We start from the raw sequence: 16448 nt of genomic DNA on the forward strand, positions 1-16448 counted from the left end.
CGGCTGCGTCAGAGTATCCTGTCAGGCTGTCGCGCGCTTCTCCGTCAGGAAGTACAGGAAGGCGAGAGCCGGAAGCGCAAGGCCGATCATCGAGGCAAGCGGCCATCCGCCCTCGGCAAAAGCCCATGCGCCGACGGCCGAACCGATTGCGCCGCCGAGAAAGAAGATGGCCATGAACAGGCCGTTGAGGCGGCTGCGCAACTCCGCGCCGAGGCTGTAGATGGCGCGCTGGCCGGTCACGAGCGTCATGCTCACACCGAAATCGACGAGGATGGCGGCGAGCGTCAGCAGGGCAAGCGCAAGCGTGCTGCCTTCCGGTGCGACATGGGTGACAAGATAGCCTGCCGCGACGCTGGCGATGCCGAGTGCGGTCGCCGGCTTGCCGAGGCCCCTGTCGGCCAGCCTTCCGGCAATCGGCGAGGCGATGGCGCCGGCAACGCCGGCGAGCGCGAAGAGCGCGATGCCGGCCTGGCTGAGATGGAAGGCGGGGCCGGCGAGATAGAGTGGCGTCACCGTCCAGAACAGGCTGAAGGCCGCGAACTGGCAGGCCTGATAGGCGGCGCGTCGCTGCAGCACCTTCTGCGTGGCGAGCTGAATGCCCATCGAGCGGAGAAGACCGAGATAGCCAAGATGCGTTGTCGGGCGGCGGGCGGGCAATCTTGCGGCCAGCAGGACGGCGAGCGCCACCATGACGCCGGCCGAAACGAAGAATACGGTGTGCCAGGAGGTAAGGCGGGCGAGAAAGCTCGCAACCGGCCGGGCCATCATGATGCCGATCATCAGGCCGCTCATGACATTGCCGATCACCCGCCCACGGGCGTAATCCGGCGCCAGATTGGCGGCGAAAGGTACGATCATCTGCACGGCGACCGAGCCGAGGCCGATGGCGAGCGATGCCGCGAGGAAGGGGACGGGGCTTAAGGAAAGGCCGGCGGCGATCAGCGAAAGCGTGACAACGCCGATCATGGTGAGGATCAGCCGCCGGTTCTCGACGAGGTCGCCGAGCGGTACGAGGAAAAGCAGGCCGAGCCCGTAGCCAATCTGCGTCAGCGTCACGATCAGGCCGGTGGCGTGCACCGGCAGGCCGATGGCTTCGGCAATCGGGCCGGCAAGCGGCTGGGCGTAATAGAGGTTGGCGGCGATCAGGCCGCAGGCCGCAGCCATGACGAAGGTCATTCCTGCGGATATGCCGGGTGCTGCGGTCGGGCTGGCGGAAAGGGAGGTCATGGAAAAATCCTTCGGGAGAGGAGGGTCAATCGAGAATTCTGAGAAGCGCATCGGCGGCGGCATGGGTGGCCGCCGGCTTCGGGCCGGTCTTGCCAACGATGCGGATGCCCTGGAGAAAGGCCATGACGGCAAGCGCGGCTGTATCCACATCGACATCGCGCGAGATCGACCCGTCCGCCTGCCCGTCGCGAATGAAGCCGCGGATCTGCTCCAGTGTACGGGCTTGCGAGAGGGCGACCCGTGCATCCACTTCGGCGTCGAAAAGGGCGAGTTCGACGGCGGCGCCGATGGCAAGGCAGCCGCGGCGTCCGGTCTCGCCGCAGGCTGCGTCTGCATAGAAATGCAGCATGCCGCGCACCTTGTCGCGGCCGGTCGAAAACGGTGCAAGCTCGGCTTCGAGCAGGGCGTTGCGCACCTGCTTGTAGCGATCGAAGGCCGCAAGGAAGATCGCCTTCTTGTCCTGGAATGCTTTGTAGATGCTGCCGGCCGTCAGGCCCATCGCCGCCTTGAGATCGGTGATGGACGTGCCGTGATAGCCGCGCTCGGTGAAGACGACGATGGCCGCGTCGAGCGCGTCATCAATGTCGAATTCCCGGGGACGGCCTGCGGTGCGGTAACTGGTGGCGGACATGATCGAACCGTATTGGCGGTTAATTTGGAAATGATTGTTTCCAAATAGAGAAAGAATTGCCCGCCGTCAAGGCCGGCCGACAGGCTGCAATGGTGTCCTTCTCTTCGCTTGCCTGCCGCGACAGGCGGCGCTAGCCTCCGCCCAGCGTTAGAACAGAGGGAACGAGATGCGGGTTTTCTATTCCGAAAAACATAAGCTTAGGGATGCCAAGACGGAGTTGCACGGCGGCCTGCTGGTGAAGCCCTTCGAGGGGCCGTTCCGGGCCGAATGGATATTGGCGGCGGTGAAGGAAGCGGGTTTTGCCGACGTGGTGGCCCCGGCGGAATATGGCCTCGACACTGCGAAAAAGGTGCATGACGAGAACTTCCTCGAATTCCTGCGCACCTGCTGGGATCGCTGGACGGCGGCCGGTTATCCGGGCGAAGCGATCCCAACGGCTTACGCTTATCGCCGCAGCCGTAACCGCGCGCCGCGCAATATCGACGGCGCCGTCGGTTATTATGCCAATTCCGTCGAGACTTCGATCTCGGGCGGCACCTATGAGGCGGCGCTATCGTCGATGAATGTCGCGCTTTCCGGCGCCGACTGGCTGAAGGAGGGCAACCGCTTCGCCTTCTCGCTCTGCCGTCCGCCGGGCCATCACGCCGGCATCGATCTTTTCGGCGGCTACTGCTTCATCAACAATGCGGCCGTTGCCGGCCAGCGCCTGCTGGACCATGGCGCGAAGAAGGTGGCGATCCTCGATGTCGATTTCCACCACGGCAACGGCACGCAGGACATCACCTATCATCGCGGCGACATTTTCTTCGCCTCCCTGCATGGCGATCCGGCTGACGCCTTCCCCTATTTCCTCGGTTATGCCGACGAAACCGGCGAAGGCGCTGGCGAGGGGCTGAACGCCAACTATCCGATGCCGGCCGGCACGCCCTTCGACGTCTGGTCGGAAGCCCTTGCGGATGCGCTGAAACGGATCGAGGCCTATGGCGCCGAGGCCATCGTGCTGTCGCTTGGTGTCGACACCTTCGAGAAGGACCCGATCAGTTTCTTCAAGCTGACCACACCGGACTATATCCGCATGGGCCGGATGGTGGCCGCAACCGGCCTGCCGGTGCTCACCGTGATGGAAGGCGGCTACGGCGTGCCGGAAATTGGCCTCAACGTCGCCAACGTGCTGAAGGGGCTGGAGGGGTAGGAGGCATCTTGAAGATGCGGCCGCGGCATCCTGAATATCCCTTGATTGCACTATTGTAATTATGCATCTTATGAGTGTCTTCAGGAGGTGTTTTTCAGGGGGGCTGGATGGCCAGTTTGATTATTGAGGATGGTTCCGCTTCATTGCGGACTGTTGAGGAGGCAGAGCGTTCTTTCCTGCTGTCGAGAACGGTCCGCGATCTGCTGAGGCATGGACGGACGGTTGATCATTCTGACGGACCCATGCTGAACGCCACCGGCTTTCTCGCCACCGCGGTGGAGCGTGGTGGCCCGCTAACGGCCGCCATGGCGTTACAGAACGTTCTCGGCGCCGAAGACAAGGCCAGATTGCAATCGGTCAGCGGCAGGGCATCGGAACGCGCAAGACCGGGCGTCCTGCTCTCGGAGGGGCTTTGGAAAGCGTTGTCCGAGGCCCAGTCGCTGCGATTGGGAACAGGCGGGAACGATCAGTTCGTTGGCCTGCGTTATGTGCTGTTCACACTTTTCACATCGACTGACGCAGTCATAAGCGGCGAGATCGACGAGGTTTATTCGCTTCTCGATCTCAACCGTGACGACGCTCGGCTGCGGGTCGCGGACTATTGCATCCAGTATCACGAACCGACCGAGAATCTTAATCTCTGGCACAGGATCATGGTGGAGCGGGGTCTGAATTCGGTGTTGGAACGGTGGAGCGCGGGTGAAATATTGTCGGTGCCGCTCGTCGATAGCGAGCCGAGAGCAGCCGCCATTGCACTGCTCAAGCCCGACGACCCCTGGTCGGTCACGGTCGATGATGAGAGCGGCGCCGAACTGGAAGCTCGGGCATTCGCGGACATGATTGTTGCAAAGGAATTCGAGCCTCCACTTGCTGTCGGCATTTTTGGCGATTGGGGGGCCGGCAAGTCCTATTTCATGCGCCTTCTGTATGAAGCCGTCGCGGACAACCGCCGGCGATTGGCCCGTGACAGCCGCTCCGGCGGTATCACCTTCTGCCAGAGGGTTGTCCAGATCCGGTTCAACGCATGGCATTATGCCGAGACCAACCTTTGGGCGAGCCTTGTCGACCACATCTTCACTTCGCTCAATCAATGGACAGTTGCGACCGGAACGGCCAGCGAAGCGGATCATCTGTTCGAGAAGCTGACCACCGCGCAACGATTGACCATCGAGGCTGCGTCGGAACTTGCCGCTTCACGTCGTGCCCGGGCAGATGCTGCCAAAAAGCTCATCGAAGCCGAGGAGGCACTGAAGGCAAAACGATCGGAGCTCGCGGCAAGTCCTGCGACTTTCCTCAAAAGCGCCTTCAAGCTCGTTATCGGGAATGAGGAGTACAAGGCCCAGCTTGCGGCGGCCGGCAAAAAGCTCGGGCTTTCGGAAATCGCGGACGATGTCGAGGCATTGAAGAGCGCATCGCGCGCGCTTGATGACGAGGTTTCCCGTTTCGCCCTGTTACGGAACGGGATGGTACGCCAGTTGGCATCGCCTGTTGTGGTCATTCTGGTCGCTGCTGGAACATTGCTGTTGCCGCCGCTGGCAAGCGCTGTAGCCGGATGGTTCGATTTGCAGGTTGCCCAATTCGGGGCCTCCATCGGCGGCTTCGTTGCCCCCATCGTTGCTGCGCTTGGATGGGCGACAGCGAAGACAAACACAGCCGTCACCGTGGTTGGCCGCTATAGGTCGCAACTGGACGCGGAGCTGGACAAGCTGACCGAAAGTCACAATCAGGAGACTGCCGAGCGTGAAACGGCACTGGTTGCCGCTGAAGCGAAAGCAGCTGAAGCAGCCGAGGCGCTGAAGCTCGCAACGGCCTCCGCCACCGAGGCAGCTCTCGCATACAACAGCGAAACCGGCGGTGGCCGGGTGCTGCGGTTCGTCCGCGATCGCGCCGCCAATGGTGAATATGCCAAGCATCTGAGTTTCATAGCGACGGTCCGCAGGGATTTCGAGGAACTCAACCGGCTAATGACCGAAGCGTCCCTGCCGACCCCGGATGCGGCTACCGCCCAGCGGGCTCATCGCAGGCGCATTGAGGATTTCCTTGTTCGCGACGGCTCCCTGCTGACAGAACCGGAAAGGGAAAAACTTCTGGCAACAGCGGAAACGCCGGACGCCCCGGTGGAGAAGACCTTCGAACGCATCATCCTCTATATGGATGATCTCGACCGATGCGCGCCCGAGCAGGTTGTTGCTGTGCTCCAGGCAATTCATCTTCTTCTGGCCTTCCCGCTTTTCGTCGTATTCGTGGCTGTCGATGTTCGCTGGCTGAGACAGGCACTCGCGCAATATTATCCAGGACAGATCAGTGAGGAAGACAATACCAGCGCCAGCACAAGCGACTATCTAGAGAAGATCTTCCAGATTCCATATTGGGTGCGTGCATTCGATGCCGACGTGACGCGCCGTGTGCTGGAGGCAAGGATTGGACAGCAGTCGGCAGCGTCTGGAGACGGAGAAGTAGAGGCAACGACACCGAAGCTGCCGACCAAGGAAGAGGTAGGAGCCTCGCGGCCACAGACAACAACGAAAGCCGCGAGATGGTTGCCGCCGGAGGAAACCTATACAAATGTTCGCTCCCTCAGCCTTGCAGATAGTGAAAGGCAGTGCATTTCACAGATTGCCGACGTTCTGGATGGCTTGCCACGACGGACGCTGCGTTTCATTAACACCTACTGGATCATCAAGGGGGGGCTGAACGATGGCGACCAGTTGCGACTGGAAACAGGTGGCTGCAGAGCATTGGCCGCCCTTCTGGCTATAGCAATTTCCATGGAGGATGGTTATCCGGGCTTCGCCCTAGCGTTGGGGCGGCTAAAGGCGGGAACCGACCTGAAGGTAAATCTGGCTAAGGCGACAGGGGTAAGTTCCGAAATGGCGGACCATGCTGAACGGTGCTTCACAGTGGCGGGCGACCCGGCGCTTGCGGATGTGCAATACTATGCCGGTCTGGTGTCGCGCTACAGCTTCCATCGCGGGCTTGGCGCCTGACGAACGCCGAGGCTCCAGCCCGAAACCGGCCATCTGGTGAGGCATGCCTTTGGCCGGATATGTCCGCCATTCGTCCAGTCCGATGCTTTTTCCCTATGTTGAAAGGGCTATTCTCGGCTATCTCAAAATTCATGGAGAGCGAGAAATGTCCGATATCAACACCGCATTGATTGTCATCGACGCCCAGGAGTCCTTTCGCCAGCGGCCCTACTGGGATCAGGAAAGGGCTGAGATATATATCGAGCGCCAGCAGGCTTTGATCGACGGCGCCCGCGCCGCGGGCATTCCGATCGTGCGTATTTTCCATGTCGATGCCGATGAACCTTTCACGCTCGAAAGCGGCTTCGTGCGCACGCTCGCCGAACTGCGGTTTGAGCCCGACGTTACCTTCCACAAGAGCCGGCATTCAGCGCTCGTCGGGTCCGGCCTCGATGTCTGGCTGGTGGAAAACGGCATACGTCGGCTGATTATATCCGGTATCCGCACGGAGCAATGCTGCGAAACGACGACGCGGCATGCCTCCGATCTCGGTTGGGACGTCGATTTCGTTTCCGAGGCGACGCTGACCTTCCCGATGACCCATGCCTCGGGCGAGACCTTCGATGCCGACGCCATCCGCAAACGGACCGAACTGGTGCTTTCAGGCCGCTTCGCCCGCATCGCGACCGTCGAGGAAGCGCTCGGGAAAAAGGCGCTTGCCGCATGACAAGGAGCGGTCCGGAAGGAGAAAGGCAGACCGTTCCGGTGTTCACGCTGGTGCCGCCGGAGGCGCTGCTGATCGATATCGCCGGACCGCTCGAAGTGCTGCGCTATGCCAATATCGAGCAGAACGACCTGCATTTCGATTGCCGCTATATTTCCGACCGCGCCAGTCAGACGACCTCAATCGGGTTGAGGATCGACGGCCTCGAACCCCTGCCGGAGCAATTGCCGCAAGGGGCGATGCTCGTCATCTCCGGGAGTCTTTCGGTCGGGCTTGCCGAATTGCGCGGCGATCCCGAGCTTCGTCGGCTGAGAGACTGGCTGCGCGCGGTCGTCACGGACGATACGCGGTTGGTGACGGTGTGCTCCGGCGCCTTGCTCGCGGCTGCGGCCGGGCTGATGGATAGCCGGCAATGCACTACCCATGCGGATTGCATCGAAGAGCTTCGGTCGATCGCGCCGACCGCGGACGTGCTGGAAAACCGGCTCTATGTCGAGGACGGCAACCGCTTTTCCAGCGCCGGCATTTCCACCGGCATCGACCTCATGCTGCACGTGGTCGCGCGTCTCACTTCGGCGCGAGTTGCACTCGCCGCCGCCCGCCGCATGGTCATCTATCTGAGGCGGAGTGGGTCCGATCCGCAATTATCGCCCTGGCTCTCCGGCCGCAATCACATCCATCCGGCCATCCATCGCATTCAGGATGCGGTAATGCAGGAGCCGGCGCGGGATTGGAGCCTTGGCGATCTGGCGCGTCTCGGGGCGCTCAGCGAGCGCCATCTGACGCGGCTCTTCCGCGAGCATACCGGCCTGTCGGTGACGGAATATGTCAACACCATGCGGGTCGCGCTCGCCCGCGATCTCCTTTCCCAGACCCGTCTCGATATGGAAAGCGTTGCGGAACGCGCAGGTTTCTCTTCGACCCGCCATCTGCGCCGCGTCTGGGCCGAACATCAGCCCCTGCCGCCGAGCCAGTATCGCAGGGAGAGATACGGAGAAGGGTGAAGACAGCTTTTTTGGACGGCGAGGCTTTCGCCCGCCGTCGCGAATGTCGGATTACAGAAATTGAATGGTGGATCGTCTCTCCGGTTGCTAACCTTGCGCAATACCTGCCTGACCATCATGGTCGTTTTCAAGATTCCGGAGTTATTTCATGCAGATGCGCGCACTCGGCCGTACCGGCCTTTCGATCTCCCCGGTCGTTTTCGGCGGCAACGTGTTCGGCTGGACGGCAGACGAGAAGACCTCCTTCGACCTGCTCGACGCCTTTTTCGACGCTGGCTACAACGCCATCGACACGGCCGACGTCTATTCCGCCTGGGTGGATGGCCATGAGGGTGGCGAGAGCGAGACGGTCATCGGCAGGTGGCTGAAGCGTGGCCATGTTGCCCGCGACAAGGCGGTGATCGTTACCAAGGTCGGCTTCGACAACAGGGGACGCAAGACGGGGCTCAGCGCCAAGTGGATCGCGGAAGCCGTGGAGGCTTCGCTCCGCCGGCTGCAGACCGATTACATCGACCTTTATCTCTCCCACGCCCCGGATACGGACGTACCCCATGAGGAAACGCTCGGCGCCTTCTCCAGGCTGAAGGAGCAGGGCAAGGTGCGCGCCATCGGCTGCTCCAACTTCGATGCCGGTCAGCTTGCCGCATCCTTCGAGGTGTCCAAGGCGAACAACCTGCCGCGCTACGACGTGATCCAGCCGGAATACAATCTCTACACCCGTGACAAGTTCGAGGGTGCGCTGGGCGATCTCTGCATCGCAGAGGATATCGGCGTCATCAGCTACTACGCGCTGGCCGCCGGCTTCCTCACGGGCAAGTATCGCGAAGCCAAGGATACCGAGGGTGCGGCCCGCGGCTACCGCGTCAACGATTACCTGAACGACAAGGGTTTCCGCATTCTGGCCGCGCTCGATCAGGTGGCGAAGGAAACGGGGGCGACGCCTGCCGCGATCGCGATCGCATGGGTTGCCGCGCGCCCGGGCATCACCGCGCCGATCGCCAGCGCCACCAGCCTGCGCCAGCTTGAAAGCATGATCGCGGCCGGCAAGCTGCAGCTTTCCGATGCGCAGATGGCGCTTCTGACCGCGGCGGGTGCCTGAGGCTATGTCGTTTGAGATCCGTGACGTGCGGCCGGAAGACGAGGCGGCGTGGCGCCGCCTCTGGGCCGGCTATCTCGCCTTTTACAAGGTGACGCTCGGCGAGGATGTCGTCGCGAGCACCTGGTCCCGTATCCTCGATCCGCAGTCCCGCGTTGCCATGCGGGTGGCGGTCGTAGACGGGGAACTCGCCGGCTTCGCCATCCATCACTACCATCATTCGACCTGGGTGAAGACGCCGGACTGCTATCTGGAAGATCTCTATCTCGACGAGCGGTTTCGCGGCCATGGTATTGGCCGGGCGCTGATCGACGACCTGATCGGGATTTCGCGGGAGAAGGGCTGGTCCCGCCTCTACTGGCACACCGACCGCGACAATGAACAGGCGCGAAAGCTCTATGACACCTACGCCCGTGAAGACGGGCACGTGCGCTATCGGCTGACACTCGACTGACGTCTGTTGTCAGTCCGTATGCCGGAAGAAATCGATGAAGGCTCTGAGCGCCGGCCGCATCTGCCGGCGCGATGGATAATAGATGTAAAAGCCTTCGAAGGGTGGGCACCAGTCTTCCAGCACCCTGACCAGCTGCCCGCTTTGAAGCTCCTCGTGGATGCGGGCATCGAACAGATAGGCGAGCCCAGCGCCGTCGAGACAGGCCGAAAGGATGAGCTTGTCATCCGGCAGGATCAGCGGGCCATCGACGGAAACCGTGAGCGGACGGCCGTCGTTCTCGAATTCCCAGCGATAGAGGCGGCCGCTGGAAAAGCGTCGGCGGATGCAGCGATGATCGGCCAGATCGCGCGGATGGGCGGGCTTCGGATGATTGGCGAAATAGCCCGGCGTCGCCACGACCGCGCCGCGCAAGGGACCGCAGGCGCGCACCGCGATCATGTCGGCCTCGAGGCTTTCGCCAAGCCGTATTCCGGCATCGTATCCCTGCACGACGATGTCCTCGAAGATGTCGTCGGTTACAAGTTCGACGGTGATATCGGGATAACGCGCAAGGAAATCGCCAAGACGCGGCGCGATCAGATATTCGGCTGCCGGACGTGGCATGGTGATCTTCAGGAGGCCGGCCGGTGCGGCGCGGCTGTCGGCAAGGGCCGCGATAGCACCATCGATATCGTGAAGCGCTGGAGCCAGGCTGTCGAGCAGTCTGCGGCCCTCCTCGGTTGGCGCGACGCTGCGGGTGGTGCGTGCCAGAAGCCGGATGCTGAGGCTTGCCTCCAGCGAGGCGACGGCATGGCTGACGGCCGAAGGCGCAATTGCCAGCTCGTCGGCCGCCTTACGGAAGCTGCGATGCTCGGCGACGGAGGCGAAAACTGCGAGCTGGGAAAGTTGGATCCGGTTCATTGTTCTATCTGATAGAACAAACTGAGCGCCTTTGCAGCAATTATCAGAGCGGCGATCAGGGCTTACCTTGCCTTTGTCCGCTTGAGGCCGCCTCCCGGCCGTAATTTACGGATATCAAGATAAACAAAGCTCGATCAAAGGAGCCTTTCATGGAAACCCGCAAGCTCGGTAGTCTTTCCGTTTCCGCCATCGGCCTCGGCTGCATGGGCATGAGCTACGCCTATGGCGCGACCGACGAGAAACAGGCCGTCGCCACTTTGCATCGCGCCGTCGAACTCGGCGTTACCTTGTTCGATACCGCCGAGATGTACGGCCCCTATGTCAACGAAATCCTCGTGGGCCGGGAACTCAAGGCTGTGCGCGGCAAGGTGGTGATCGCCACCAAATTCGGCTTCAAGATCGACGACAGCAAGCCGCATGGACAGAACATCGTCGGCGTCGACAGCCGCCCCGAACATGTGAAGGCCGTGGCCGAGGCTTCGCTGAGGCGGCTCGGCACCGATGTCATCGATCTCTATTACCAGCACCGCGTCGACCCCTCCGTGCCGATCGAGGACACCGTAGGCGCAATGGCCGAACTGGTGACGGAGGGCAAGGTCCGGGCGCTCGGGCTTTCCGAAGCGAGTGCCGCCACCATCCGCCGCGCCCATGCCGTTCATCCGATCGCCGCCGTGCAGAGCGAATACTCGCTGTTCAGCCGCGATCCGGAGGAGAACGGCGTGCTTGCCACCTGCCGCGAACTCGGCATCGGCTTCGTGCCCTACAGCCCGCTCGGACGCGGCATGCTGACGGGAGCGATCCGCAAGCCGGAGGACATCGGAGCCGATGATTTCCGCTCGCAGCTCCCCCGGTTCCAGGCGGAAAACCTTGCCGCCAACGAGGCGCTAATCGATCTCCTGACCGCGATGGCCGGGGAAAAGGGTGTGACCGCCGCGCAGCTTGCGCTCGCCTGGGTGCTGCATCAGGGCAAGGACATCGTGCCGATCCCCGGTGCGCGCAAGATCCCGCATCTGGAACAGAACGCGGCGGCTGCCGACATCGCGCTTTCGGCCAAGGAGCTTACCCGCCTGTCATCGGCGCTCTCGCCCGACAAGGTGGCCGGCAAGCGCTATAGCGACGCCTCGCTGGCGATGACGAACCTCTGAGAGCCGAAGCGGCGACGTTCTTGGGTTACACCCCTCTGCCCTGCCGGGCATCTCCCCCTCAACGGGGGAGATCGGCAGAACGGCTGACCTTTCTACCTCCCCAATTTTCTCCCCCACATGTCGAAAGTGTTTTCGCTAGAGAGGGAGCGAGAGACGGCGACTATCCGATCTCCCCCCTTGAGGGGGAGATGCCCGGCAGGGCAGAGGGGGGTGAACCACAAGCGAATAGCTTCGGAATCCAAGACAGCTCGCGTCCTTGCCGGGATTGCTCCCTGAAGTTGGGGTAGCTCTAGCCAAGTTCCAGCGTCGTGATGCCGTAGACGCCGGACTGGTCCACTGTCGGCGCCGGCCCGCGATACATGCGTCGCGTGGCAAAGCCGCGAGTAAAACCGAGCCGGACGAGCCGGTTGGAAAACGCCTCCTGCGCCTCCGGCACATCGATCTGCAGCTCTTCGCCGCCGATGCATTGCAGGCACGCATCGAACAAGGCGTTGGCCGCATCGTCGTCGACGGCGAAGAGCGGGCCGAGCTTGTAGCCGACAAGGCAGCGCCGCAAAACCGCATAGCCGGCTATGCCGGCGGCGGTGGTTGCAACCAAGGTTTGGTGTGGGGCGGAAAGCCACTCAGTGAGGAAGCTGCCGCGCTCGGCCGGAAAGAACCGGCTGTCGAAGGCTCTGATGGCCGGCAGAAGGTCGGGCGTTGCCGCGCGTACCCCGATGGGCGATGTGGAAGGTTCCGATGGCGACGTCACGCGGCCGCTCCAGCGGAAGGTCTGGTAGATCGGCATAAAGCCCATGCTGGCATAATTGGCCTGTTGCTCGGGAACGCCGTCGAGACCGATGGTCCGCCCGTCGAGATGGGCCATTCCGGCATCCCAGACCTGCCGGCCATAGCCCTTGCCGCGATAATCCGGATGGCAGATGTAGAGGCCGATGAAACCGAAATCCGTGCCGTAGGCGACCGCCGAAATGCCCGCGGCAAGCACGCCATCCACGAAGCAGCCCAGGAAGCCCTGCGGATCGGCGGCGCGGAAGGCGTTTGCATCGGCAAGTCCGGGGTTCCAGCCTTCGTCCCCGGCCCAGCCGATCAGCGTTTCGACATCTGCCGGCGAAAGAGGCCGGATCTCCGTTCCCGGCGCGCTCATAGCCTGACCATGGCCGCCGGGGCGAAGGCTTCGAGCGCGCCGGTATAGGTCTTGTTGATCGGCGAGGCATAGGCGCCGCGCTTGGCTGTCGAAAGTCCGAGCGCCACCAGCGCTTCGGCCTGCTTCACGGCGGCGGCAACGCCGTCGATCACCGGGACGCCGAATTCGCGCCTGAGTTCGGCTGTGAGATCCGCCATGCCGGCGCAGCCGAGCACGATGGCTTCCGCCTTGTCCTCGCGCAGCGCGACTGCGATCTCGTTGCGCAGCCGATCGCGCGCATTCGATTGCGGGTCTTCGAGCGATAGCACCGGGATATCGGCGGCGCGCACCTTGGCGCGGCCGCTCATGCCATAGCGATGGACCAGATGTTCGAGCGGCAGGCGCGAACGCTCCATGGTGGTGACGATGGAGAAGCGCTGGGCGATGAAGGAGGTGGCGGCAAGGGCTGCCTCGCAGATGCCGATGACGGGCATATGGGCAAGCGCCCGGGCGGCGTCGAGGCCGGTATCGTCGAAGCAGGCGATGATCGCAGCCGATGCCCCGGCCTTTTCCGCCCGGGCGATCTCGACCAGCAGGCCGGGAACGGCGAAGGCCTCGTCATAATAGCCTTCGATGGAAACCGGTCCCATGGAGGAGGTGACCGCGACGATCTCCGTGCCGGGATTGGCCACGCGGTGGGCGGCGTCGGCAATCGTCGCCGTCATGCTGCGGGTGGTATTGGGATTGATGACCAGGATGCGCATCAGCCGCGCGCCCTTCTGCGGTTCATGGCGACGATCAGGCCGAGCGTGCCGGCAATCACCAGGAAGGAGAAGACGGTGGTGACTGTGCCGAGCGCGTAGAGCACTGGCGTCGTGACGTTGGTGGTCATGCCGTAGATCTCGAGCGGCAGGGTATTGTAGGTGCCTGATGTCATCAGCGTGCGGGCGAACTCGTCATAGGAAAGGGTGAAGCCGAACAGGCCAACGCCGATCAGGCTCGGCGCGATCATCGGCAGGACCACATGGCGGAAGGTCTGCCATGCGGTGGCGCCGAGGTCGCGGGCGGCCTCCTCATAGGACGGCGAGAAGCGGTTGAAGATGGCGAACATGATTAGCACGCCGAAGGGCAGTGTCCAGGTGAGGTGCGCGCCAAATGCCGACGAATACCATGCGGGCTGAAGCCCCGCCTGGCTGAAGACGACGCCGATGCCGAGGGAGATGATGATGGAGGGCACGACGAGGCTTGCGACCGAGAGATAGAACAGCGCGGTGGCGCCGATGAACTTGCGGCGGAAGGCGAGCCCCGCCAGCAGCGAGACGACGACGGTAACGACCATCACCATGAGGCCGAGCGCCAGCGAGCGGCGGAAGGAGCCGCCGAAATCGCCGACCGCCTGCTGTTCGAAGAGGTTGCCGAACCAGTGCACCGAGATCCCGTTCAGCGGAAAGGTGAGGCCGCCATTCTCACCCTGGAAGGACAGGATCAGGATCGCCGAGAGAGGACCGTAGAGGAACAGCACGAAAAGCGCAAAGAAAGCGGCGAGGATATAGAATTCGCGGGAGCGTTTTTCGGAATTCATCTCAGAGTTCCTTGCGGATATCGACGACGCGCAGGATGGCGGCGACCATCAGGAGAACCAGAACCAGCAGGATCACCGCATTGGCGGCTGCTGCCGGATATTGCAGCAGCGACATCTGGTTCTTCATCATCAGCGCAACGGAAGCGCTCTGGCCGCCGGACATCACCTGAACGGTGGAGAAATCGGCCATGACCAGCGTCACCACGAAGATCGTGCCGATCGCCATGCCGGGCTTGGACAGGGGAATAATGACATTGGTGAGGATCTGCCGACCGGAAGCGCCGGCGTCGCGAGCGGCTTCCACCAGCGCGCGGTCGATGCGCATCATGGTATTGAAGATCGGCGTCACCATGAACAGCGTATAGAGATGAACCATGGCGAGCACCACCGCGAAATCGGAATAGAGCAGCCACTCGACGGGCTCGGAGACGATGCCGGTGCCCAGGAGGGCGCTGTTGACAAGCCCGTTGCGGCCGAGCACCGGGATCCAGGAGATCATGCGGATGATGTTGGACGTCAGGAACGGCACGGTGCAAACGAGGAACAGCACCATCTGCATGGTGGTGGTGCGGATGTGGAACGCGAGGAAATAGGCGACCCAGAAGCCGATAAAGAGCGTGATCGCCCAAACGAGGAAGGCGAATTTCAGCGTGTTCAGGTAGGTCTTCCATGTCACCCACGAGCCGAGCGTTTCGGCGTAGTTGAAGGTGACGAAATCGGGATACATCTGGGCGAAGTCGTAATCCCAGAAACTGACGATGCCGATCATCAGGATCGGCAGGAGCAGGAAACAGCCGAGGATCAGCGCCAGGGGTGCTGCCTGTAGATAGGCGGGGAGCCAGGCAGGCAGGCGGATCTCGCGTTTCGGCTTCTCCTCGCCGACGCCGATAAAGCGCACTGTGTTCATCGTCTGTCTCTCCGTGTTGGCTCGATTGTCTGCATGCCCCAACGAAGGTTCCGCTTTGGACCCTCCTCTGGCCTGCCGGCCATCTCCCCCAACAAGGGGGGAGACACCGTTTTGTGACCTTGCATCCGCCACTCCAGGTGACGGGATGCACCGGAAACCCCTCCCCCTGTTGGGGGGTGGGGAGGGATTACCCCTTACGCTGCGATGAACTCGTTCCAGCGGCGGACCATGTAGCGGTCTTCGTCCATGACCGAGTTCCAGCAGGCGACCTTGCCCATGCGTTCCTCGAAGGAGCCGCCGTCGCGGATGGCGCCGGCCTTTTCCATGACCTTGCCTTCCGGCGAGAGGATATCGCCCTGGGCGGCCTTGCCCTCGATCCAGTAGCCCCATTCGTCGGCGGTCATGAAATTCTTGGCCGTTTCCATGCAGGCCGAGTAGTAGCCTTGACGGTTGAGGTAGCCGCCGACCCAGCCGGAGGTGTACCAGTTGATGTATTCATAGGCGGCGTCGAGCTGTGCGCCCTTGAGGTGCGAAGCAAGGCCCAGACCGCCGCCCCACGAACGGTAGCCTTCCTTGAGTGGCTGGTACTTGCAGGCGATGCCCTTGGAGCGGACGGCGGCAACGGCCGGCGACCACATGGACTGGATCACGACTTCGCCCGAGGCCATCAGGTTGACCGATTCGTCGAAGGACTTCCAGAAGGCGCGGAACTGGCCGTCCTGCTTCGCCTTGATGAGGAAGTCGATCGTCTTGTCGATCTCTTCTTTGGTCATGTTACCCTTGTCGGCATACTTGATGTTGCCCATGGCTTCCATAATCATGGCGGCGTCCATGATGCCGATGGAGGGGATGTTGAGGATCGATGTCTTGCCCTTGAAGGCTGGGTCCATGATGTCGGCCCAGGTGGTGATCTCGCGACCGACGAGATCCGGGCGGATGCCCAGCGTGTCGGCGTTGTAGATCGTCGGCATCATGGTGAAGTATTCGGTTTCGGCCTTGGCGAAGGTCTTGTCGCCGGGCTTTTCGACATAGCCGACCGTATGCGGCGCCGTACCCTGGGCGATCACGCTGTCAGGCAGCAGCTTGCCGTTCTTGAACAGCGGCACGACCTTGTCGTAATACTTCAGCTTCTTGGTTTCCATCGGCTGGATCACGCCGGTCGGATAGACCTTCTTGAGAATCCAGTATTCGATATCGGCGATGTCGTAGGAGTTCGGCTGGGTGACGGCGCGCTGGGCGGCGGCGTCCGAATCCGTTGCCGTCATTTCGAGCGTGATGCCGAGGTCCTTCTTGCACTGCTCGGCGATGGCGTTGATGTTCGAGACGCCGGTGCCGAACTGGCGCAGCGTGATGTTCGACTGCGCCCAGATGGTTGGGAAGCCGGTTATGGCGCCGGAGCCGGCGGCAAGACCGGCGGCAGCCGCGCCGGTCTTCAGGAGATTGCGGCGGGTCATTCCGCCGGTTTCGGTCTTGGTCTTCTCAGTCATGGCCCAGTTC

15 protein-coding genes are annotated in these 16448 nt (G+C 62.3%); 7 read left to right on the plus strand and 8 right to left on the minus strand.

All coding sequences use genetic code 11. From position 1 onward, the window contains the following. Positions 1-21: 21 nt before the first annotated feature. Both ACLBKR_RS19615 and ACLBKR_RS19620 read right to left on the minus strand, forming a co-directional pair. Positions 22-1227, minus strand: coding sequence for an MFS transporter (locus ACLBKR_RS19615; RefSeq protein ID WP_113338610.1), 1206 nt, complete (start codon positions 1225-1227; stop codon positions 22-24). A gap of 25 nt (positions 1228-1252) precedes the next feature. Further along, complete coding sequence (locus ACLBKR_RS19620; protein ID WP_113447044.1) at positions 1253-1858, minus strand: TetR/AcrR family transcriptional regulator; 606 nt, start codon at positions 1856-1858, stop codon at positions 1253-1255. A gap of 166 nt (positions 1859-2024) precedes the next feature. Between ACLBKR_RS19620 and ACLBKR_RS19625 the strand changes: the two genes are divergently transcribed. From ACLBKR_RS19625 to ACLBKR_RS19650, 6 genes are all read left to right on the plus strand, one after another. Then, positions 2025-3050, plus strand: coding sequence for a histone deacetylase family protein (locus ACLBKR_RS19625; RefSeq protein WP_113447043.1), 1026 nt, complete (start codon positions 2025-2027; stop codon positions 3048-3050). Between the two features lie 107 nt (positions 3051-3157). Next, the gene (locus ACLBKR_RS19630) at positions 3158-6037 is read left to right on the plus strand and encodes a P-loop NTPase fold protein (RefSeq protein ID WP_113447042.1); all 2880 of its coding nucleotides are present in this window, start codon (positions 3158-3160) and stop codon (positions 6035-6037) included. A gap of 145 nt (positions 6038-6182) precedes the next feature. Further along, positions 6183-6743, plus strand: coding sequence for an isochorismatase family protein (locus ACLBKR_RS19635; protein WP_113486092.1), 561 nt, complete (start codon positions 6183-6185; stop codon positions 6741-6743). Further along, positions 6740-7744: a helix-turn-helix domain-containing protein gene (locus ACLBKR_RS19640; protein WP_113447040.1), complete on the plus strand. Its 1005-nt coding sequence runs from the start codon at positions 6740-6742 to the stop codon at positions 7742-7744. Before ACLBKR_RS19635 ends, ACLBKR_RS19640 begins: the two co-directional genes overlap by 4 nt. A gap of 148 nt (positions 7745-7892) precedes the next feature. Further along, a complete protein-coding gene (locus ACLBKR_RS19645) occupies positions 7893-8843 on the plus strand; it encodes an aldo/keto reductase (RefSeq protein ID WP_113447039.1) in 951 nt (316 codons plus the stop codon). Between the two features lie 4 nt (positions 8844-8847). Continuing rightward, the gene (locus tag ACLBKR_RS19650; RefSeq protein ID WP_113447038.1) at positions 8848-9294 is read left to right on the plus strand and encodes a GNAT family N-acetyltransferase; all 447 of its coding nucleotides are present in this window, start codon (positions 8848-8850) and stop codon (positions 9292-9294) included. A 9-nt stretch (positions 9295-9303) separates the two neighbouring features. Here the strand turns inward: ACLBKR_RS19650 and ACLBKR_RS19655 are convergent, their stop codons facing one another. Next, entirely contained in the window at positions 9304-10194 is an 891-nt protein-coding gene (locus tag ACLBKR_RS19655) for a LysR substrate-binding domain-containing protein (RefSeq protein WP_414900079.1), read from the minus strand. A gap of 149 nt (positions 10195-10343) precedes the next feature. On the opposite strand from ACLBKR_RS19655, the gene ACLBKR_RS19660 reads away from it, so the two are divergent. After that, the gene (locus ACLBKR_RS19660; protein ID WP_414900081.1) at positions 10344-11339 is read left to right on the plus strand and encodes an aldo/keto reductase; all 996 of its coding nucleotides are present in this window, start codon (positions 10344-10346) and stop codon (positions 11337-11339) included. A gap of 289 nt (positions 11340-11628) precedes the next feature. Here the strand turns inward: ACLBKR_RS19660 and ACLBKR_RS19665 are convergent, their stop codons facing one another. The 5 genes from ACLBKR_RS19665 to ACLBKR_RS19685 all read right to left on the minus strand — a co-directional run bounded on the left by ACLBKR_RS19665 (position 11629) and on the right by ACLBKR_RS19685 (position 16438). Beyond that, positions 11629-12483: a GNAT family N-acetyltransferase gene (locus tag ACLBKR_RS19665; protein ID WP_414900083.1), complete on the minus strand. Its 855-nt coding sequence runs from the start codon at positions 12481-12483 to the stop codon at positions 11629-11631. Continuing rightward, positions 12480-13226 (minus strand): aspartate/glutamate racemase family protein, encoded by a 747-nt coding sequence (locus ACLBKR_RS19670; RefSeq protein WP_414900085.1) that lies wholly within the window; start codon positions 13224-13226, stop codon positions 12480-12482. The genes ACLBKR_RS19665 and ACLBKR_RS19670 overlap by 4 nt, the downstream gene beginning before the upstream one ends. Continuing rightward, positions 13226-14044, minus strand: coding sequence for an ABC transporter permease (locus tag ACLBKR_RS19675; RefSeq protein WP_112827566.1), 819 nt, complete (start codon positions 14042-14044; stop codon positions 13226-13228). The genes ACLBKR_RS19670 and ACLBKR_RS19675 overlap by 1 nt, the downstream gene beginning before the upstream one ends. A 1-nt stretch (position 14045) precedes the next feature. After that, positions 14046-14951 carry an ABC transporter permease gene (locus tag ACLBKR_RS19680; RefSeq protein ID WP_112827567.1) on the minus strand — a complete coding sequence of 302 codons (906 nt, stop codon included), beginning with the start codon at positions 14949-14951 and terminating at the stop codon, positions 14046-14048. A 194-nt stretch (positions 14952-15145) separates the two neighbouring features. Beyond that, on the minus strand, positions 15146-16438 hold the full coding sequence (locus tag ACLBKR_RS19685) for an ABC transporter substrate-binding protein (protein ID WP_112827568.1): 1293 nt from the start codon (positions 16436-16438) through the stop codon (positions 15146-15148). Between the last annotated feature and the right edge of the window lie 10 nt (positions 16439-16448).

Source organism: Paenirhizobium cremeum, assembly GCF_047553425.1.
In the GTDB taxonomy this organism is placed as follows: domain Bacteria; phylum Pseudomonadota; class Alphaproteobacteria; order Rhizobiales; family Rhizobiaceae; genus Allorhizobium; species Allorhizobium cremeum.